Annotated in this window: 18 protein-coding genes; 5 read left to right on the forward strand and 13 right to left on the reverse strand. The window is 66.3% G+C overall.

Annotated features, from left to right (window positions below; genetic code table 11):
• Positions 1-105 precede the first annotated feature (105 nt).
• Positions 106-1,779: a phosphoenolpyruvate--protein phosphotransferase gene (gene ptsP, locus Q0X61_RS04310; RefSeq protein WP_297740701.1), complete on the reverse strand. Its 1,674-nt coding sequence runs from the start codon at positions 1,777-1,779 to the stop codon at positions 106-108.
• 206 nt (positions 1,780-1,985) lie between these two features.
• Here ptsP and Q0X61_RS04315 point away from each other — a divergent pair, with 206 nt between their 5' ends.
• Entirely contained in the window at positions 1,986-2,390 is a 405-nt protein-coding gene (locus tag Q0X61_RS04315; RefSeq protein ID WP_297740703.1) for a hypothetical protein, read from the forward strand.
• A 39-nt stretch (positions 2,391-2,429) separates the two neighbouring features.
• On the opposite strand, the gene yaaA is transcribed toward Q0X61_RS04315, so the two are convergent.
• The 12 genes from yaaA to Q0X61_RS04375 all read right to left on the reverse strand — a co-directional run bounded on the left by yaaA (position 2,430) and on the right by Q0X61_RS04375 (position 16,261).
• Positions 2,430-3,200, reverse strand: coding sequence for a peroxide stress protein YaaA (gene yaaA, locus Q0X61_RS04320; RefSeq protein ID WP_297740705.1), 771 nt, complete (start codon positions 3,198-3,200; stop codon positions 2,430-2,432).
• 190 nt (positions 3,201-3,390) lie between these two features.
• The gene (locus Q0X61_RS04325; protein ID WP_297740707.1) at positions 3,391-5,097 is read right to left on the reverse strand and encodes an FAD-binding oxidoreductase; all 1,707 of its coding nucleotides are present in this window, start codon (positions 5,095-5,097) and stop codon (positions 3,391-3,393) included.
• Positions 5,094-5,909, reverse strand: coding sequence for a lysophospholipid acyltransferase family protein (locus Q0X61_RS04330; RefSeq protein ID WP_297740709.1), 816 nt, complete (start codon positions 5,907-5,909; stop codon positions 5,094-5,096). Before Q0X61_RS04330 ends, Q0X61_RS04325 begins: the two co-directional genes overlap by 4 nt.
• Positions 5,910-5,914: 5 nt before the next feature.
• A complete protein-coding gene (locus tag Q0X61_RS04335) occupies positions 5,915-6,688 on the reverse strand; it encodes an SDR family oxidoreductase (protein ID WP_297740711.1) in 774 nt (257 codons plus the stop codon).
• A gap of 315 nt (positions 6,689-7,003) precedes the next feature.
• Positions 7,004-9,052 carry a phosphate acetyltransferase gene (gene pta / locus Q0X61_RS04340; RefSeq protein ID WP_297740713.1) on the reverse strand — a complete coding sequence of 683 codons (2,049 nt, stop codon included), beginning with the start codon at positions 9,050-9,052 and terminating at the stop codon, positions 7,004-7,006.
• A gap of 129 nt (positions 9,053-9,181) precedes the next feature.
• Positions 9,182-9,532 carry a monovalent cation/H(+) antiporter subunit G gene (mnhG, locus tag Q0X61_RS04345; protein WP_297740715.1) on the reverse strand — a complete coding sequence of 117 codons (351 nt, stop codon included), beginning with the start codon at positions 9,530-9,532 and terminating at the stop codon, positions 9,182-9,184.
• Positions 9,529-9,837 carry a monovalent cation/H+ antiporter complex subunit F gene (locus Q0X61_RS04350; protein ID WP_297740717.1) on the reverse strand — a complete coding sequence of 103 codons (309 nt, stop codon included), beginning with the start codon at positions 9,835-9,837 and terminating at the stop codon, positions 9,529-9,531. Before Q0X61_RS04350 ends, mnhG begins: the two co-directional genes overlap by 4 nt.
• On the reverse strand, positions 9,834-10,556 hold the full coding sequence (locus Q0X61_RS04355) for a Na+/H+ antiporter subunit E (RefSeq protein ID WP_297740719.1): 723 nt from the start codon (positions 10,554-10,556) through the stop codon (positions 9,834-9,836). The genes Q0X61_RS04350 and Q0X61_RS04355 overlap by 4 nt, the downstream gene beginning before the upstream one ends.
• Positions 10,553-12,082, reverse strand: coding sequence for a Na+/H+ antiporter subunit D (locus tag Q0X61_RS04360; protein ID WP_297740721.1), 1,530 nt, complete (start codon positions 12,080-12,082; stop codon positions 10,553-10,555). The genes Q0X61_RS04355 and Q0X61_RS04360 overlap by 4 nt, the downstream gene beginning before the upstream one ends.
• Positions 12,079-12,507 (reverse strand): Na(+)/H(+) antiporter subunit C, encoded by a 429-nt coding sequence (locus Q0X61_RS04365; protein WP_297740723.1) that lies wholly within the window; start codon positions 12,505-12,507, stop codon positions 12,079-12,081. The genes Q0X61_RS04360 and Q0X61_RS04365 overlap by 4 nt, the downstream gene beginning before the upstream one ends.
• Positions 12,504-15,437: a Na+/H+ antiporter subunit A gene (locus Q0X61_RS04370; protein ID WP_297740725.1), complete on the reverse strand. Its 2,934-nt coding sequence runs from the start codon at positions 15,435-15,437 to the stop codon at positions 12,504-12,506. Before Q0X61_RS04370 ends, Q0X61_RS04365 begins: the two co-directional genes overlap by 4 nt.
• 242 nt (positions 15,438-15,679) lie before the next feature.
• The gene (locus Q0X61_RS04375; protein ID WP_297740727.1) at positions 15,680-16,261 is read right to left on the reverse strand and encodes a class I SAM-dependent methyltransferase; all 582 of its coding nucleotides are present in this window, start codon (positions 16,259-16,261) and stop codon (positions 15,680-15,682) included.
• 64 nt (positions 16,262-16,325) lie between these two features.
• Between Q0X61_RS04375 and Q0X61_RS04380 the strand changes: the two genes are divergently transcribed.
• From Q0X61_RS04380 to Q0X61_RS04395, 4 genes are all read left to right on the forward strand, one after another.
• Complete coding sequence (locus tag Q0X61_RS04380; RefSeq protein WP_297740729.1) at positions 16,326-17,108, forward strand: deoxyribonuclease IV; 783 nt, start codon at positions 16,326-16,328, stop codon at positions 17,106-17,108.
• Positions 17,095-17,910 (forward strand): HAD family hydrolase, encoded by an 816-nt coding sequence (locus Q0X61_RS04385; protein ID WP_297740731.1) that lies wholly within the window; start codon positions 17,095-17,097, stop codon positions 17,908-17,910. Before Q0X61_RS04380 ends, Q0X61_RS04385 begins: the two co-directional genes overlap by 14 nt.
• A 76-nt stretch (positions 17,911-17,986) precedes the next feature.
• The gene (locus Q0X61_RS04390) at positions 17,987-19,822 is read left to right on the forward strand and encodes a long-chain fatty acid--CoA ligase (protein ID WP_297740732.1); all 1,836 of its coding nucleotides are present in this window, start codon (positions 17,987-17,989) and stop codon (positions 19,820-19,822) included.
• Positions 19,806-20,153: a hypothetical protein gene (locus tag Q0X61_RS04395; protein ID WP_297740734.1), complete on the forward strand. Its 348-nt coding sequence runs from the start codon at positions 19,806-19,808 to the stop codon at positions 20,151-20,153. The genes Q0X61_RS04390 and Q0X61_RS04395 overlap by 17 nt, the downstream gene beginning before the upstream one ends.
• Positions 20,154-20,171: the final 18 nt, after the last annotated feature.

Raw genomic sequence — 20,171 nt, forward strand, 5'->3', positions numbered from 1 at the left:
CGGCCAAAGTGCAGCGGCCCTCCGGGGCCATACGCACTGCGCTCGGCAACGGGGTGGATGGCCCCCGTCGACCGGTCCCCGACGCTGAAGCGTGAGCAGCTGGATCTAGAGCACCTGCTTCAGATCAGGGTGGACGAGGGCCTGCACCGCGCGGCGCGCCGCAGTCGGTGAATTGGCCGCGAGCACGGCTTCCAGCATCTCCTCGCAGTCAGCGACGGTGTGCCGCGCCAGCGAGGCACGAACCAGCGGCACCCGAGGCAACGCCATCGACAGCGACTGCACCCCGGCTCCCACGGCCAGCAGCGCCAACAGCGGGTCTCCGCACGCCTCGCCACACATGCCGATGGGTTTGCCCGCCGCTGCCCCCGCGTCGGCGGCGAGCTTCGTGAGTTGCCACAAGGCGGGTTGCCAGGCGTCGAGAAGGTCGGCGAGCCCACCGTTCAGGCGGTCGGCGGCGAAGAGATACTGCGCCAGATCGTTCGTGCCCAACGAGGCGAAGTCGCAAGCCTCCAGCACGTGGCTCGCCTGCAGCGCGGCACTGGGAACCTCGATCATCGCCCCAACATGCGAGATGCCCACGCTGTGCGCGAGCTCGTAGAACCAGGCTGCCTCGGAAGCGGTGGAGACCATCGGCGCCATCACCCACACGTCGGTGCACGTCATCCGTGCGGCCCGCGCGATCGCGGTGAGCTGATCGGCGATGATACGGGGCATGACCCCATAGAGCCGCATTCCCCGCATCCCCAGCGCGGGGTTCTCGTCGATGCTGGTGGGGACAAAGGGAAGTGGCTTGTCAGCGCCAGAATCGAGCGTACGGATGACGACCTTGCGCCCCTGGAGCACCTGGAAGATACGTCGATAGGTGTCGGTTTGCTCCTCCACGCTCGGGGCGGTCTGCCGCCCCAAGTACAGGAATTCGCTGCGGAACAACCCCGTGCCCTCGACGTCGGAGCGGCCGGCAGCCATCGCGTCGGCAACCGTTCCCAGATTCGCCAACAGCGCTACCGGCCTACCGTCTTTTGTGTGGCCAGGCCCCCCATCCTGTTGCTCCAGCGCAGCGCGACGCTCGCCCTTGCGCGCCCACTCGTCGGTGTCGTCGTGACTGGGATTGACGGCCACCTGCCCGACGGTGCCGTCCACCGCCAAGAACGTGGCATCCTGATCGAGAATGCCAGAACACTGCACGACGGCGGGGATGCCGAGCTGCGACGCCAAAATCGCCGTGTGCGATGTCGGCCCGCCCTGCTCTGTTACCACCGCCAGCACCATCTCGGAGTCGAGGTCGACGGTGTCTGCCGGGGCGAGTTCCGTCGCGACGATCACCGCCGGCTCAGTGAGTTCGGGCAGGCCCGGCTCGGGGTGCCCGAGTAGGCGGGCGTGCGCGCGACGGTGCACGTCGCGCAGATCGGCCACCCGTTCCGACATGTAGCCGCCCAGGCTGCTGAGCATCTGCGCGAAGTGATCGATGGCGCCCGCCAGCGCGCGGAGTCTGCCTTTGCCGGCCCGTAATTGGCGGCCCACCTCGTCGCTAATTGCCGGATCGCGCGCAATCATGGCGGTGGCGCGCAGCACGTCGGCCGAATCGGGTTCCGCGACGGACTCCGCGCGCTGCTCCATGCCGCGCGCAACCTCTTCCAGTGTCGCCACGATTAGCCGCTGTACCTCGTCCGGATCCGCCTCGACGGGCTCCGTCGCCGGCAGCTCGACCGCGTCGTGGTGCACGACGACGACACGGCCCTGCGCCAACCCCGGGCTGACCCCAATGCCGCTCAATCTCATGTCCACAGAATATGGTGCCGAGGGGGCACAACGGCTCCGGAGTACCCAATGAATCGCCGCCTCGCTTGATGCCCGCCTGGCGGGGAGATCGTCGGGATGCGCACGCCTCGATATGCGCTTGCCCCCGAGGTATTGGTACTTTTGACTTGGTTCGATATTGATTGCCCTCGTCACACGTCATGAAGGCAAGCTGAGAAAGGAAACGTATGTCCCAGTACGGTCAGAACCCACAGGGAGACTACGGCCAGCAGAACTACGGTTCTAACCCGTACGGCCAGTCGCAGCAGGGCGGCCACGGCAGCTACCAGCAGCCAAGCGGTATGCAGCAGTACGCCTCGTACGGGCAGCAGGGGGAACACCCGCAGGCGCAGACGGTGCTCATTCTCGGCATCCTTGGCTTCGTCACCGGCATCACCGCGTACATCGGCTGGTACATGGGTGGCAAGGCCAAAAAGGAAATTGAGGCGGGCGCTCCGTATCGCTGGGACGGCAACCTCAAGACGGGTTACCTCATCAGCAAGATCCTGTCGATCATCTCCATCGTCTCCATTGCCGTCATGATCGTCATATTCATCGTCACGTTGGCGGGCCTGTCCGCAATGTCTTCGTAGACCGGGAGCCACCGCTCGATCCGAAGCGGTCGACCAGAGCTACCGGATGAACACCGGTTGGTCTTTGGTCGACCGTTCTTCGTCGTAGCGGTATCCGAGCCCGTCGAACTGGGTGATGGCGCTCGCCGTGCGCACTCTGTTGCGCACCAACCAGCCCGCCATCGCTCCGCGCGCCCGCTTGGCGTGGAACGAGACGACGCGGGGCGTGCCGTCGGGGGCGCGATCCTCGAAGCGGGGGCTGATCACCCGCCCCCCGAGGCGCTCGGGCTGGATTGCTTTGAAGTACTCGTTCGACGCCAGGTTGACCAGCACATTCGCGCCCGGTGAGGCGTCGAGATCGCGGCGCAAGGCGTCGGTGATGCGGGTGCCCCACCACTCGTACAGGTCGTCGCCGCGCATGGTGGAGAGCTTCGTGCCCATCTCGAGGCGGTAGGGCTGGATGAGGTCGAGCGGGCGGAGGATGCCGTAGAGGCCCGAGAGGATGCGCAGTGTTTTCTGCGACTCGGTGAAGTCGCGCGCGTCGAAGCTGCCGGCCTCCAGCCCGCGGTAGACGTCCCCGTCGAATGCGAGCACGGCGGGCTTCGCGTTGGAGCGGGTGTGCTCTGCCTCGTAGGCGCGGAAGCGCTCGACGTTGAGCGTCGCAATGTCTTCCGAGACGCCCATGAGCGCCTGGAGATCGTCGGCTGACTTCGCCCGCAGTACCTCGACGAGGCCGGACGTTTCACGAAGCATGCGCGGTTCGGAGTGCTTCTTCGTGCAGGATTTCGAATCGAAGTCGAGCGTCTTGGCGGGCGAGAGCACGGAAAGCATTGCCCTAGTCTATGGACGCCTCCTGCTCCGAGCCAACGCCCGCGTGTGTCGTCGCGCCCGGTTCTTCCGAGACCGGCCGCTGCAACGCAAAAGTGACCGTTATCCTCCACGCCCGGTCGAGTATCGCCCCGTACGGGGGATCATCAGCTTCTTGTGGAGGATAACGGTCACTTTTGAGGCGGTATCGCCCTCAGGCCTTGGTGTTCGTCGAGACGCCGGGCTCGCCGTCGTGGACGATCTTGCCGGGGTTCAGGTTCTTGCCCGGGTCGATGCCCTCGAACAACACCCGCTGCACGTGCACGCCGGCCGGCGAGATGTCCTGCTCCATCCACGGGCTGTGCTCCTCGCCCACGCCGTGGTGATGCGACACCGTGCCGTGGTGATCCATGAATGCCTGCTGCACCGCCTGCTTGCACACGTCGTAGCTGTGCTCGGCCGTCTCCGTGTTGTCATTGATGACGAACGTGAAATACTGACACGCACCCGCGTGGTACGAGTGCGACAAGTGGCAGAACACGGTGCCCTGACGCCCAGTCGACTCCAGCGCCTTAAAGAACGCCTTGCGGGTTTCGTCGTAAATCTCGACGGCCTTGCTCCACGGCGTGGTGGTCTCGGACACGTCGCAGATCAGGCCGCGGTCGAGCATGTAGTCGCGGATGTAGGGGGTGTCGTACTTCTTCTGGTCGTACATGCTGCCCGGGCCGGAGCCGACGCCGAAGCCGCCGTGCTTGCGCACGATCTTGCCGACGAGACCCTTCTCGTAGCGCACGTGGTTGGGGGAGCCCTCAAAGCCGATGAGGCACATGGCGATCTGCTCCAGATCCCACTTCTTCATCTCCATGAACTTCTGCACGGCCTGGTTCGACCACTTGGAGATCTTGGAGCCAGATTCCTTGCCGTTGGCCATGATGTACTGCGTCTCGATCGCGTCGGAGACGCGGGCCATCATCACGTCGGCGTCGGATTCCACAATCTCCTGGCAGGCCTTGAGCCCGGCGTAGTAGTCGGGGAAGAAGTAGGCCTGAATCTCGCGTGCCTCGGGGAGGCGGTGCACCTGCATCCACGCCTCGGTGATGATGCCCAGGCGCCCCTCGGAGCCCAGCACCATCTCGCGCACGCTCGGGCCCGATGATGTCGACGGCAGCGGGCGCAGTTCCAGCACCTCGCCTGGCATCACCATGCGCAGGCCGCGCGTGATGTCGGCGATGTCGCCGTACTTGTCGGACTGCATGCCGGTGGATCGCGTCGCGATCCAGCCGCCAAGGGTGGACCACACGAACGAGTCGGGCTGGTGGCCCATCGTCCATCCTCGCGCGCCCAGCTGTTCTTCCATGTCGGGGCCAAACACGCCTGCCTGGATGCGCGCGAGGCCGGACTCCTCGTCGATCTCCAGCACCTTGTTCAAGCGCCCCATGTTGACGCTCACGACGGCGCGGCGCTCGTCGGGCTGCGCCTCGAGCGCACCGACGATGTTCGAGCCGCCGCCGAACGGAATGAGCACGGCGTCCGCGTCGACGACGGTGTCCATGATCTGGAGGATCTCGTCCTCGTCGGCGGGGTAGAGCACGACGTCGGGAATGCGTCCCAAGTCGCCGCGACGGATGCGCATCAAGTCGCGTACGCCCTTGCCGTAGCAGTGCACGACGCGGGTCTCGTCGTCGTCGTGGAGGTACTTCTCGCCGACGATGTTCCGCAGTTTCTCCCGCAGCGCGTCGTCGATGAGCGGCGCGGGCACGTCGAGGCTGGAGAAGTCAGGCTTCGCCGGGGTGGCGTCGTAGATGTCGAGACCCACCATCTTCTTCACAAACGACCGGAACTTGGGCCGCCCCTCGTCGGAGTAGCCGAGGTGCTCTTCACCCCAACCCCACCACTTTTGCTGCTTGACGTCGTCAATCATTCGTCCTCCTGACGGGTTGCCTGTTGCTTGGCCTGGCGGGCCAGTCGATCAACTTCGGATTTCGCCGCCTCCTCGAGCGCGGCGTTACGTGCATATTCGACGAGGGTTTTGCGCCCGTAGGCCATGGCGGTGTTGTCATGGAGCTCGATGAGCTGCCTGCGCATGCGCTCGCTGAACGAGTGCGCGATCTCGCCACGCTGCGGGAACATCGGCCGCCCAATCACGACGTGCACCTCCGGCCTACCGCGGGGCATCTGGCGCTGCTGGGCTGGCCAAGCCTCGTACGCGCCGACCAGCGCGATGGGCACAGCCGGGCAGCCATTCGAGATGCACAGCGCCGCAGTGCCGTGGTGGAAGCGGCCCATCGCGCCGGTGCGCGAACGCGTGCCTTCGGGGAAAATCAGCAGCGGGACACCGTCGGAGAGCAGCGCCGCGGACATGCCGCGCTGCCCTTTCTTGGAGCCCTTGCCGCCCTTGCCGCGGTCAATGGGGTAGCCGTTCATGAACAGGCTCATAGGGGCGGATTTCCACCACTTGTCGTAGAAGTGATCCCCCGCGGCGCCGACGGCGACGTGCGAGCTGAGCTTGCTGGGCAGCGACGTCAGAATGAGCGGCGCGTCGAAGTGGGAACTGTGGTTGCCGAACACCACGAAGGGCGCCTCAAGGTTGGCAATGTTCGCGCGCCCGTGCACGCGGATTCTCAGTAGGCGTTGCAGCGCGGGTCTGAGAAGCAGCATCTGCGCTGCCTGCCGCGTCGCCATGCTGGTGCGTTTGGAGTAGCGCTTCCGTTGGACTTCGAGTTCCTTCGCCATGCGTGTTACTTCTTGCGGGAATTAGTGAGTTTGCGGGAGAACCACCGCAGGAACGATTTCGGGGCAAACTTCGCAACGAGGAGCGCAATCTTCCACTTGAGCGACGGGATGCTCACCGGCTTGCCCTTTTCCGCGTCGGCGAGGCCTTGACGGATGAGGGTGTCGATGTTGATCCAGACGATGTCGGGGAGGCTGTGGGCCTTGATGCCGGCGCGCTCGTGGAACTCCGTCTTGACCCATCCGGGGCACAGCGCCGTCACGGTGACGCCCGTGCCGTGCAGTTCGACGCCCAGCGACTCCGAGTAGTTGTACGCCCAAGCCTTCACCGCCGAGTAGTTTCCGGTGAAAATGAATCCGGCCGACGACGCGACGTTGATGATGCGCCCCTTGCCGCGGGCGCGCATAGCTCGCCCGGCTGCGCCTCCCAGGATCAGTACTGCGAGGCACATCACGTCGAGGGCACGCGCGTGCTCGTCGATGTGCGCGGGGTCGAGCACCGTCGAGTGGAGCCCAAAGCCGGCGTTGTTGATGAACAGGTCGAGCGGTTTCGACGGGTCTTCAATGATCTCCGCGATGCGTTCGACGTCTTCTCGCACCGCCAGATCCGCTTGATGCGTCTCGACGGACACGCCGAACTTTTCTTCGAAATCCGACGCGATCGACGCGAGACGCTGCGCGTCGCGGGCCACGAGCACAAGGTCTGTGCCGCGGCCCGCGAGCTCACGTGCGAATGCCAGCCCAATGCCGGAAGTACCGCCAGTGATCATCGCTGTAGCCATGGATCCAACCGTAGCGCGTCAACGTGGTCTTCGGCTTCTGAATACTGCCAATCATGGAAGACGATACTTGTGGGCCGCACCGCTGTGTTTGGTCATTCGAACAACCAACGAGCGTGGGCGCCCAGCGAGTTGCCGTAGCTCACCATGATCCCGTCGATGTCTTCGGATGCGCTCTCGCCGGACTCATCGTCCGTGCTGGGCGCAGGTTGCGTATCAGGGGTATCGGAAATTTGACCGTTATCCTCCACCAGAAGCGGTAGCCACCCCCGAATGAAAAAATTTCTTCAGATGTGGAGGATAACGGTCAACTTGGGTTCAGAGATGCTGCGCCTGCACCGCGGTGAGCGACACCGCGAGCACGATTTCCTCGACGCTCGCCCCAGACGACGTGTCGTTGATGGCCTTGCCCAGCCCTTGCAGGATGGGGCCGACGGCGACCGCGCCGGAGTGGCGCGCGACGGCCTTGTAGGTGTTGTTGCCTGTGCTGAGGTCGGGGAACACGAACACCGTCGCCTGCCCGGCCACCTCGGAACCGGGCATCTTCCGCTCGGCCGCCTTCGCGTCGACGGCGGCGTCGAACTGCATCGGCCCGTCGATCTTCAGCTCAGGGCGACGCTCGCGCACCAGGTCGATGGCCTCGCTGATGCGTTCGCTTTCCGCGTTGTCGCCACGCCCCGTGGAGTACGAAAGCATCGCGACGCGCGGCTCGACGCCGAAGTAGCCTGCGGTCTCGGCGGAGCTCATCGCGATGTCCGCGAGCTCCTGCGCCGTCGGATGGGTGTTGACGGCACAGTCGGCGTAGACGAGCACCCGGTCGGCCATGCACATCAGGAACGAACCAGACACGACGCTGACGTCGTCGCGTATCCCGACGGTGTCGAGCGCGGGGCGGAGCGTGGCCTCGGTGTTGGTGTTGATGCCGGTGACCATGCCGTCGGCCAAGCCCAGCTGCACCATCATCGAGCCGAAAGCGTTCACGTCTCCGAGCGCGGCGTGCGCATCGTCGACGGAGGTCTCGGGGTGGAGCTTGCGGTAGCCATCGATGAGGCGATCAAGCACCTCGGCGTCCGTCAGACTCACCACCTCGGCGCCGGAGAGGTTCAGCCCAAGCTGCGATGCGCGCCTGGAGATGGCGCCCGACTCGCCAATGAGCACGATGTCTGCCACACCGCGGGTCATCACCACCGATGCGGCCTGCAGCACGCGGTCGTCGTCGGTGTTGGTGAGGATGATGCGACGATGCTGCGTGCGCGCCATCTGCATGAGCTGGTGCTCGAACATCGTCGGGGTGCGGAGATCGGTGCGGGGTAGGTCGATGGCGGCGAGGAGCTGCTCGCGGTCGACGTAGGAGGCGAACAGGTTGCGGGCGGCCTCGATCTTCCTCGGCGACGAGGTGGAGAAGCTGTGCACCGACTGCAGCTTGGCGGCGGTGGAGAAGGTGTCCTGCTTCGTGATGCCGATCGGGAGATCGATGTTGGCGTCGGCGAAGAGCTTCTGCATCGAGTCGGGGATCTCGAACCCGCCTGTGAGGATGAGCGAGGCGAGCGGCCCGTACTCCGGCGAGCGGTGCGCCATGATGAGCGCGGGCACCAGCTCGAGGCGGTCGGCGGGGAACACCACCGTCGCTTCGCGCTGGAGATGCGGCAGCAGATTGGGCAGCGTCATCGCGCCGACGATGGTGTGCAGCGCCTCGCCCTTCAGCAGCGCCTCGTTGCCACGCCAGAACTGGACGTCGGCGGCGTCAAACTGCTGCTGAACGGTGGGGGCGTTCAGCGTGGCCGAGTAGGGCACGACAGCGACGGGCACGTCGCGGATGCCACGCAGTGCGCTGGCGTATTCGTCGCGATCGGCGGGGTTGGCCTGCGTGCCGACGATGGAGATCACGGTGTTGTGGTGCGCCTCGAACGCTTCGACGGCACCCTCCGTGCGGCGCTGCACCTCGTCGGCGGTGTACCCGGCGAGGGAGGTGACGAAGAGCACCGGCGCGTTGAGGTTCGCGGCGAGCAGGGCGTTGCGGTCGAGTTCCTGCGTTGACTCGATGTCGGTGTAGTCGGAGCCGACGATGACCATCGCGTCGCAGCCCTCCGCCAGCGTGGCGTACTTGTGGACGATGGTGTCCATGGCCGCGAGGGGGTCGTCGGCGTACTGCTTGTAGGTGACGCCGAGCGCGGAAGCGAACGTCTGCTTCGAGTTTCGGTGGCTGAGCAGGGCTTCGGCCACCTGGTCTTCGTCGAGGGAGTGCACCAGGGGACGGAACACGCCGACGGTTTTCACGCGGCTCGAGAACAGCTCGAGCACGCCCAAGGCGATGGCCGACTTGGTTACCTGCCGCTCGGCAGCTGAGATATACACGCTTTTCGTCACGCCGTCAGCCTAGCGAAAGACCCGCCGCCTGGAGGCGTCTATCCAGCGAAGCCCAAGATAGATCAAGTTCGTGGTGGGTACACGAGCCACCAACTTGATCTATCTCGCAAGGTGCCGCGAGCGTGGCGCTTACTTGGGCTGGTTGACGTCGGCGAGGTCGTCCGCGAGGTCGTCGGCGATGAGGTTACGACGGGGGATCAGCCCGGAGCGATACGCACTGCGGGCCACCATGCTGGCCGACACCGGCGCGGTGAGCAGCTGGAACCCGATGGCGAGCACCGCGACGAACAGCGCCCACCAGGTGCGTACCCCGAGCGCTACGCCGAGGCAGATGCAGGTCATGCCCAACACCTGCGGCTTCGTGATGGCGTGCAGCTTGGTGAGCACGTCGGGGAACCGGATCAGCGCCACAGCGGCGGCGAAGCACAGGAACGCGCCGAGCAGCACGAAGATGGCTGCGAGGAGATCGAGCACGATCATTTCTGAGCCTCCTTCTTATCGTCTGAGCGGCGGTGCACGACGCGCTCGCCCACCATGCGCGCCACGGACACGGCGCCGGTGAAGCCGAGCATCGACAGCAGCAGGATCATGGCGATCTCGGTGTCTTGACGTTTCGCGACGGCCCACACGCCCACCGCGGCGATCACCACGGCGACGAGCAGGTCGGAGCTGATCGAGCGGTCGAGCTGGCTGGGACCGGTGGCGAGGCGCTCGACGGCGATCAGGGCCGAGAGCGTGAGCAGCACCACGGCAGCGCCCAACACGATGGCGATAGCAATGTTCATCGACGTCTGCCTCCCTCCGTGTCGGCGGCGGCGTCGGCCTCGCCAGCGCCAAAGCCGACGGCGACCTCATCGGTGGCGGCGGATTCCTCGTCGCCCGAATCCTGTTCGACGGCGTCGGCTTCCTCGGCGTCCCAGTCGGTGGCGGGGGCCACCGTCGGAGTAGCTACCGCGTCCTCGAAGGCGGCGATCTCTTCCTTGGAACCGATGGCGCGCACCAGCCGGCGCTCCACGCCGATCACCATCTCGTGAATGTCGTCTTCGGTCTGCTCGTGCATGCCGACGCAGTGCAGATACAGGCGCCTAGGGTGTCGCACGACTTCCACGACGACGGTGCCCGGCACCAGCGAAATCAGCGAGGCGACGCCGGTTTGGTGGAGGTCATCGTCGGTGTGGAGATCGACGCTGAGCAGCGACGAGTGGAGGTTGACGTCGCGCTCGAAGATGTAGCGGATCAACCGTATGGACGACACGGTGAGGTCGGCGAACAGGTGGGTGACAAGGTGAATCAGCCCGAACGGATGCAGCCGGCCCTGCCAGTAGATGGGCGGAAGCGGGAAAACCATGCCGATGACCCAGCCCAGCAGCGCGCCGGAGATGAGGACGAACGGGCTGAAGCTCGCCCACAGGAATGCCCAGAACAGGGCACTGATCACCATCACCGCAGGCCGGAACCGGAACCTGCTGACGTGGTAGCGCTGGCGGAACTTCGACGGCTTCATCGCACCCCCTCCGGAAGCACGGTGGACACGTACGCCTGGTTACGGATGGATTCGGCAGCCCGCTCCGCGTAGCCGTACAGCGGGCCCGCCAGGAACGTCAGTGCCAGGGAGAACGCGACGAGCACCCCCGTCGCGAACACCATCATGGGAGGCATGTAGCGCGGGTCGTCGTCGTGGTCGGGGGCCTCCTCCTCGACGGCGGGCCGCTCCGGCGTGACGCCCCAGAACGCGCGGTTCCACACCTTGGCCATGCACATCAGGGTGAGCAGCGACGTGGCGACGCCGCCGATCATCGTCACCCACACGAGCGTGCCGCCGTACTCGGCGCCCGCCTGCAGCAGCCCGATTTTCCCGATGAAGCCCGAGAGCGGGGGGATGCCTCCCAGGTTCATGGCGGGCACGAAGAACAGCATCGCCAACACCGGCGAAACCTTGAGCAGGCCGCCCAACCCGTCGAGCGACGAAGTGCCTCCCCGCCGCTCGATGAGGCCGGTCACGAGGAACAGCGCGGCCTGGATGGTGATGTGGTGGGCGGTATAGAAGATGGTGGCCGCGAGCCCGGTGTGGCTCGCCAGCGAGATGCCGAACACCATGTAGCCCAGGTGGGAGACGAGTGTGAAGGACAGCATTCGCTTGATCTCCACCTGCGCCAACGCGCCCAGGATGCCCAACACCATCGTGAGCAGGGCAGCCACCATGAGCAGGTTGCTCAGTGGCGAGTTAGGGAACAGGAGGGTCTGCGTGCGGATGATGGCGTAGATGCCCACCTTGGTGAGCAACCCCGCGAACATGGCGGTGACAGGGGCCGGCGCGGTCGGGTAGGAGTCGGGCAGCCAGCTAAACAGCGGGAACACTGCCGCCTTGATAGAGAACGTCACCAGCAGCATGCCTTGCAGCAGCAACTGCACGGGCTCGCTCAATTGGCCGAGCCGGATGGACAGCTGCGCCATGTTCACCGTGCCGGTGGCCGCGTACACCGCGGCTAGGGAGGTGAGGAACAGCGTCGAGCTGAGCAGCGACACCACGACGTAGGTGGTGCCGGCGCGGATGCGCTCCTTCGTGCCGCCGAGCGTGAGCAGCACATAGGAAGAGAACAGGAAGATCTCGAACCCGACGAAGAGGTTGAACAGGTCGCCGGCGAGGAACGCGTTCGAGATGCCCGCCATGAGCAGCAGGAACGTCGGGTGGAAGATCGACACGGGTGTCTCCCGCTTGATCTCGTCCTTGTCTTGCCCCGTCGAGAACAACAACACCGACAGCGCGACGACGCTCGCGACGAGCAGCATGAGCGCGCTCAGTCGGTCGACGACCAGCGAGATGCCGAGCGGCACCGGCCAGTCGCCGATCCACAGCGCGAGGGCGCCGTACCGGTCGGTGAGCACGATGAAGACGGCGGCGATGACCGCGACGCCTGTGAGCGAGCCAATCGAGATGATGCGCTGCACGATGGGACGCCTCGGGAATAGCAGCGTGACGGCCGCGCTGAAGAATGTGAGCAGTACGGGTACGGGGATGAGGTTCGTCATTCGCTCACCACATCCTCACCAGTGTCGGAGAAGTGCGTTTCCTCGTAGGACTCGGACTGTTCATCGGCCTCAGCGAGCTCGCGAATGCGGCGGTCTTCGACGTCGTCGGCCACCTCGTCGTGCCCGCTCAGCTGGAAGCTGCGGTAGGCGAGCGCGAGTAGGAATGCGGTGACAGCCATGGTGATGACGATGGCGGTGAGCACCATGGCCTGGGGGAGCGGATCGGCGGTGGTGCTCTCGTCGAAGAGCCCCGAGATGGGCGGAGTGCCCGGGCTGCCGGAGGCGACGAGGAACAGCAGGTTCACGCCGTTGCTGGCCAGAATCACACCGAGCAGGATGCGGGTCAGCGAGCGCTCGAGCATCAGATACACACCGCAGGCGACGAGGATGCCGGCGGTGATGGCGAGGACGAGGTTTGCGCTCATCGGTACCTACTTCCCGGCAGCGCCTTCGTCGAATCTGCGAGTGGTGTGGGGGCGCGGTCTTGCAGCTGGTGGGTGTCGATGCCCGAACCCAGGCTGCGTGCAAGGTCGAGCAGGGTGCCCACGACGACGAGGTACACGCCGATGTCGAACACCGTCGACGTTACGAGGTGCAGCTCGCCCATGAAGAAGTACTCCTGGCCGAAGAGCGTGATGGTGTCAGGGCCCGGCAGGTTGAGGTACACGTCGTAGCTTTGGAAGATTGCGCCACCGAAGAAGACGGGGGCGATGGCGGTGCCGATCGCCAGGAGCAAGCCGGTGCCCAGGAGGCGGCCTGCGTCGAAGGGGACGGCGTCGTCGAGCTCGTGGCGGCCGGCGGACAGGTAGCGCGTCATGAGCGCCATGCCCGCGACGAGACCGCCCGCGAAACCGCCGCCGGGCTCGTTGTGGCCGGCGATGAGCAGGTAGACGCTCATCAGCACCAGCAGCCAGAACAGGAACCGCGTGACCACCTCGAAGATCAGCGAACGGGCGAACGGTGACATCGTCTGACCGGCGCGCAGCCAGACCGCGGGCGACGTGTCCGCTTCGATCTGGCGCTCGTCGGATGCCAGCGACAGCGTCGGCTTGACCTCGCCCGCGCGGGTTTGGAGGAAGATCAGCGACGCCACACCCGTCGCGGCGATGACGAGCACGGAGATCTCGCCGAACGTGTCCCAGGCGCGGGTGTCGACGAGGGCGACGTTCACGATGTTGTGCCCGAAACCGATCTCGTAGGCGGCCGTGTACCAGGCTTTCGAGACGGGAGCATTGAGGCGTGCACCGGCCGCGACGAGCGCGATCAGCGTGACTGTCGTCCCCACCGCCGCGGCGAGCAGCACCCGCCACCATCGCGACGAGCTGAGCGGGCGGTTGGTGAAATAGCGAGGAAGTTTGCGCACGACGAGCACGAACACCACCAGCGACACCGTCTCGACGAGCAGCTGGGTGAGGGCCAGGTCGGGTGCGCCCCACATCACGAACAGCAATGCCAGGCCGTACCCCGTCGCGCCGGTGAGCATGATGCCACGCACGCGACCGCGAGATTTCGCGGCGCCAAACGCGGCTGCGACGATCACGCAGCACACCGCGAGCTGGGAGAGGGAATCGCCCCAGCGCACGTGCGGCCAGAAGCGGATGTCCATGAGCGCCACGACGCTCAGCACCACGAAGGTGACGAGGATGGTGCCCAGGTAGACCGGCAGCGAACCGCGCTGGATGCGGGCGGTCGTCTCCACCGCGAGGCGGTCGAGAAGACGCATCGAGGCGTGGTACATGTCTTCCATCGACGTCGACTTCGGGAACGTGGCCTGAATGCGCGCGATGTCGGAGCGGAATAGGAACAGCGCCACGCCGGAGATCAACGCGATCGCCGACATGATCAGCGGGGCGGTCACACCGTGCCATAAGGCGAAGCCATGCGGCTGTTCGCCCAGCTTGACCGTATCCGCGTGCATTGCCAGCGCCGTCGTGAGCGGGGCGCCGAGGAAACCGCCCGCCAGCGACGCCGCCGCGAGCAGGCTGGGAATGGCGGTCATCGTCACTGCGGGGGAGTGCCACTGGAGTTCAGGCGCGCCGTCCTTCGACGCGAACGCGCCCCACCACCAGCGCAGCGAGTACGCGACGGTGAGGGCCGAGCCAAAGACGAGCGCGGTGGCCAGGAACATGCCTGCGAGCGGAGTGATGGCGTACTGGTCGCCGCGCACGAGGTACACGATGGACTCGAACGCCGACTCCTTGGTGACGAAGCCGATGAGTGGCGGCATGCCAGCCATGGAGAGGGCAGCGAGGCCACCCACCGTCGCGAGGATGGGAGCGCGACGTCCTACGCCGCTCAGCTGGGTGAGGTCGCGGGTGCCCGAGCTGTGGTCGATGATGCCGACCGTCATGAACAGCGTCGACTTGAACAGCGAGTGCGCCACCACCATGCCGAGCCCGGCCAGCATGCCGGCGCGCGTGCCCATGCCCACCAGCAGCACCATGAAGCCCAGCTGGGAGACGGTGCCGTAGGCGAGCAGCAGCTTGAGGTCGGTTTGCCGAAGCGCTCGCCAGCCGCCGACGACCATCGTCGCCGCACCGAGCACCAACACCGTCGGGCGCCAATATGGGACGTCGGAGAACGCCGGCGCGAGCACCGCGACGAGGTACACGCCGGCCTTCACCATGGCGGCGGCATGGAGGTATGCGGAGATGGGGGTGGGCGCGGCCATCGCGCCCGGCAACCAGAAGTGGAAAGGGATCAGCGCCGATTTGGTGAGCGCCCCGACGAGCATCATGAGCGCGCCAGCGCCGGCGAGGGGAGTGAGCGGAGGGTTGTCGACGATGGCGCTCAGCGAGTAGGTGCCCGCTTGGTGTCCGAGCGCGACGATGCCGAGCAGCATGGTGAGGCCACCCGCGGTGGTGACCACCATGGCGGTGTACGCGGCGCCGCGGTTTGCTCGTCGGGTGGGGTCGTGGCCGATGAGGAGGTAAGAAAAGATGGTGGTGAGTTCCCAGAAGATGAACAACACCACGAGGTTGTCGGCCGTGACAAGGCCAATCATCGCTCCGGCGAAGGCCAGGAGGACGCCGCCGGAGAGGTTCGGCATCCTGTCATCGAAGTACCAGCGGCAATAGAGCAGCACGAGCACGCCGATGACGGAGACGATCAGCCCCAGCAGCCACTGAACGAGCCCGATGCGGAAGTGGAGCTGGACGTCCAGGCTGGGTATCCATTGGTACGACTCGGTGAGTGCGCCGCCGGCGAGCGCCGTCGGGGCGTGGGCAATGAGGTAGGCCGCGGTGGCGAGTGGGGGAAGCGCGAGGATGAAGAACGTGCGGGTACGGAGAATTCGGGATAGGGCAGGCGTCGCCATCGCCAGGATCGCGTGAGCGGTGAGCAGGGCGATCAGCACACGATTCCTCTCTCCCGTCGCGCCGAGGACGTTGCCAGTCTATCGGCCACATGGCGGGCGTTCAATGAAGTTTCATCTCTTGGATGGGGTAGGCGGGTGCTGCCGGCCCTCGGCGATGTCGTCGGTTGCGGGGGCCGGGCTCGCCCCATGAAACTGCAAAACTCGCCAACAGTTGAAGCGCTCACGCGTGATTGCCACGGGAGACGATCGACTGTTGGCGAGTTTTGCAGTTTTGATTGACGTTACGTTCGCTGCCAGGTGGCGAGGTAGCGGAAGGTGCCGACGCGCTCCCACGTCGAGCCCTCGAGGTACTCGCTGAACAGCTGACGGGTCTCGTCCCAGCTCAGCTGAGGCTCCGCCTCCGGCACGTCCGGGTGCCACAGTTCCTTGCCGCGCTCCCGCCATTTCGCCTTCGCGGCGTCTGTCGCGGCGGCGGCAAAGTCGGCCACCGACTTGTCCGCGGCCAACCCCACCACGACGATGCGTCCGCCGGGCCGCAACACGCGGCGCATCTCGCTGAGCACCAGGCCCTGCTCGCGGTTGTGGTGCAGGGCCGCCACCGCGACCGCCGCGTCGAAGGAGTCGTACCCGTAGGGGAGATTATTCGCGTCGGCGAGTTCGAAGTGCGCGCCGGGCACATCGTCGGGAAGTGCGCCGGGGCTACGGTCGATGCCCACCACCTCGTGGCCCTGCTCCGCGAGGTAGCGGGCGAGGGTGCCGTCGCCGCAGCCCACGTCGAGCACCACCTTGCAGTCGGCGATCAGCTCGGCCACCTGCGGGTACAGCTCGGAGTTGTGGTTCCACTGCGACGCGAAAGGATGCATGGCCTGATCCTAGATGCCCGCCGGCGCCCACCCCCGACGAGCGATGTCGCCCTAGACTGGCGGCATGTCTTTCCCCGTCGGTGCCCATGTCAATTCCCCAAACCCGCTCGACGAGGCCCGCGAGCTGGGCGTCAAGGTGGTCCAGCTCGTGCTGGGCGACCCGCAGAGCTGGAAGAAACCCACCTTCCACCAGCCTGGCCTGAAGGAAGAGGCCGCGGCTGCCGGGGTGCAGCTGTTCGTGCACTCTCCGTTCATCATCAACGTCGCGTCCACCAACAACCGCATCCGCGTGCCCAGCCGCCGCGTGCTCCAGCAGCACGTCGACGCGGCGGCAGAGATCGGCGCGCGGGGAGTCGTGGTGCACGGCGGGCACGTGACCGCCGACGATGACCCCGCCGTCGGTGTGGAGAATTGGCGAAAATGCGTCGACGGGTTGGAGCTGCCGGTGCCGATCCTCATCGAGAACACCGCCGGCGGCAAGCACGCGATGGCGCGCTACCTGGAGTCGCTCGCGGCCTTGTGGGACGGGCTTCGCGGCAGCGAGAACCTCGCGCAAGTTGGGTTCTGCTTCGACACCTGCCACGCGTTCGCGGCGGGCCTCAACCTCACGAGCGTCGTCGACGATATGCGCGCCATCACGGGGCGCATCGACCTGGTGCACCTCAACGACTCTGAGCGCCCCGCAGGCTCGGGCGCCGATCGGCACGCCAGCCTGGGCGACGGGCTCATTCCCGACGACGAGCTCGTCGCCATGGTGCGGGCCGCCGAAGCGCCGGCCGTGCTGGAAACCCCCGGCGGGGTGGCGGAGCACGCCCGCGACCTGGAGTGGATCAATGCCCGACTGTGAGCGCCCAGCGCTGGTGGCCACCGACCTCGACGGCACGCTGCTGCGCGACGATAAGACGGTGAGCCGCTACACCCGCGACGTGCTGCGTCGGGTGGCGCAGGCCGGCATTCGCATCGTCCCCGTTACGGCGCGGCAGCGCTACGGCCTCATCCCGATTGCGGAGGCCGCCGGGCTGAGCGGCCTCGGCGTTTGCGCCAACGGGGCGGCGGTGGTGGACATCGCCACCGGCGACGTGCTGCTCACCCGCCCCATCCCCGCCGACGAAGTGGCCCGCCTGGTGGGCGCCGTCAAGCGGGCGGACCCTCGGGTGCTGTTCGCGACGATCGGGCCGGAGGGCGAGTGGTTCCGCGCGGAGGCCGACTACATCGAGGGCTCGCAGTTTTCCGACCACAACCTGGCGCCGTCGGAAATGACGATCGTCACCCAGGAACAATTGGTGGCGGAGTGCTCCAAGGTGGTGCTGCGCTGCCCGGGGGAGCCCGCGACGGTGACCCTCGAGCGTCTGCGTGCCGAGATGGGCGATTGCATGGCGACGACGTCGGGGGCGCCGATGGTGGAGGTGATGGCGCCGGGGGTGTCGAAGTCGAGCACGCTCGAGGTGCTGTGCGCGCGGCTGGGTGTGGCGCGCGAGCAGGTGTGGGCGTTCGGCGACGCCGCCAACGACGTCGACATGCTGCGCTGGGCGGGTACGGCGTTCGCGGTGGGCAACGCCTGCGCCGAGGTGCGCGCGGTTGCTGCGCACGTCGTCGGGTCGAACGAGTACGACGGGGTGGCGCGCCAGCTGGTGACGTTGCTGCAGTGACATGGAAATGGCCCGGGGCTTGGCGGAACCCACTAACGTTACGGTTGCGTAGGTTTCGGTACCGAGGAGGCACGCGGTGGCCCAAGACAGTCCACACATCCTGAAGCAGCACGGCAAGGCTGGCGCGAAGCGGCACATCATCGCGCGCTTCCGTGAGGTGGCCGACGAGCTGCCGCAGCGCGTCGCCACGCGCATCCGCCGCGACGGCCAGTGGGAAGACCAGACCTACGCCCAGTTGCTGGAGAAGGTGAACCGGGTCGGCCAGGGGCTGCTCGACGTTGGTGTCGAGGTGGGCGACCGTGTCGGGCTGTTCGCACAGAACTGCCCGGAGTGGACCGAGGTTGATTTCGGCATCAACACCATCCGCGGCATCACCGTGCCGCTGTACTCCACGTCGACGCCCGCGCAGATTGCACACATCGTCTCGGATTCGCAGATGCGCGTCATCGTCGTCGGCGGCGACAGTGAGGCTCGACGGGTGATCGCGGCCCGGGAGATCGCACCGATGCCGCCCATCGTGACGCTGACCGACTACGCGTCGCGTCCCGACGATGTGCAGCTGTACGCCGACCTCCTCGCAGCACCGACGGCCGCCCTCGAGGAGCGCTTCGCGTCGGCGGAGCCGGCTGACTTGTCGGCGCTGGTGTACACGTCGGGGACGACGGGTTCCCCCAAGGGCGTGATGCTGTCACACTTCGCGTTGTGCGCCGAGAACGATGCGCTGGAGGAGTTCTTCGAGTTTGGGTCGGACGAATCGTCGCTGTGTTTCCTCCCGCTCAGCCACGCGCTGGAGCGCGGATGGACATGCGTGGTGCTGATGCACGGCTGCATGAACGTCTACGTGGCGAATCCGCGTGAGATTGCGCAGCAGATGGTGCTGGCGAAGACGACGATGATGGTCTCGGTGCCCAAGCTGTACGAGCAGGTGTTCGCCACCGCGCACCAGAAGGTGCAGGCGTCGCCGGTGAAGCGCGCGATCTTCAGCTGGGCGCTGCGGGTGGGCCGCCACAACCAGTATGCGTTCCGTGCCGGGCGCAAGCCTGGCGTGTGGCTGCGGGTTCAGCGGGCGCTGGCTGACAAACTCGTGTACCGCGCGGTGCGCGAGGCGATGGGTGGACCGAAATCGGTGCTCGCGTGTGGTGGGGCACCGTTGCGACCGGAGATCGAGGAGTTCTTCTCCACGGTTGGGCTGCCGCTGCGCGTGGGGTACGGGCTCACGGAGGCCGCGCCGCTGGCCGCGTTCAACTCGCCCACCGAATTCAAGATCGGCACCGTCGGCAAGGTGATGCCGGGCGGCGAGATGCGCGTCGGGGAGCTCGGCGAGCTGCTGTATCGCGGACCGAACGTCATGGATGGCTACTGGAATCAGCCGGAGGCGACGGCGGAAGCCATCGACGACGACGGCTGGCTGCACACCGGCGACGTCGGGTACATCGATACCCAGGGGTTCATCACGATCACTGATCGGTTGAAGGACATCATCGTCACGCTCGGTGGCAAGAACGTCGCGCCGCAGCCCATCGAGGGGCTGATCCTCGCTGACCCGCTGTTCGAGCACGCGGTGCTGATTGGCGATACCCGCCCGTTCGTGACGCTGCTGGTGAAGCCGTCGCTGGCGGGTGTTGAGGAACTGGGGCAGCGGCTCCAGTGGCCCGGCGAGGTGAAGGATTGGCTGCAGAGCAACGAGTTGCTGGCGGAGCTGCGGCGACGGGTGAGCGAGCTCACCGCGATGCTGCCCACCCAAGACCAGCCGAAGGACACCGAGGTGCTCCAAGACGAGTTCACGATGGATAACGGTCTCCTCACGCCGACGCTGAAGGTGCGCCGTCGGGAAGTGGAGAAGCGGTTCAAGGACCGCATCGACTCCATGTATGAACGCCTGGAGGCGCTGCGGCGTGGCCAAAGCAAGTAGCGCGCCTGCGCGGGTGTGGTGGTCGACGTGGCTGGCCGTGACGTGCTGGGCGCTGCTGGTGCTCGTCGCGGTGGTGCCTGCCGCGCTGGGGTTCGCCGTGACGGCGTTCTACACCGTCGATACGGTCTCGGGTACCGATTTGTCGGTGGAACAGGGGCAGTCGCCTGCGTGGCTGCGGGTGCTGTGCGCGGCGGGGCTCGTCGGGGTGCTCGCGCTGCCGGTGGTCGTGGCGCGATGGGCGCGCAAGCAGTGGCTCGGATGGTTCCTCGTCGGCTGGATGGTGACCGGCGTGGTGCTGATCGTCGGGCTGGCAATGTTCGGTGTCGTCTAGCGCGCCCGTGCGGTATGG

Source organism: uncultured Tessaracoccus sp. (genome assembly GCF_947255005.1).
Taxonomy (GTDB): domain Bacteria; phylum Actinomycetota; class Actinomycetes; order Propionibacteriales; family Propionibacteriaceae; genus Arachnia.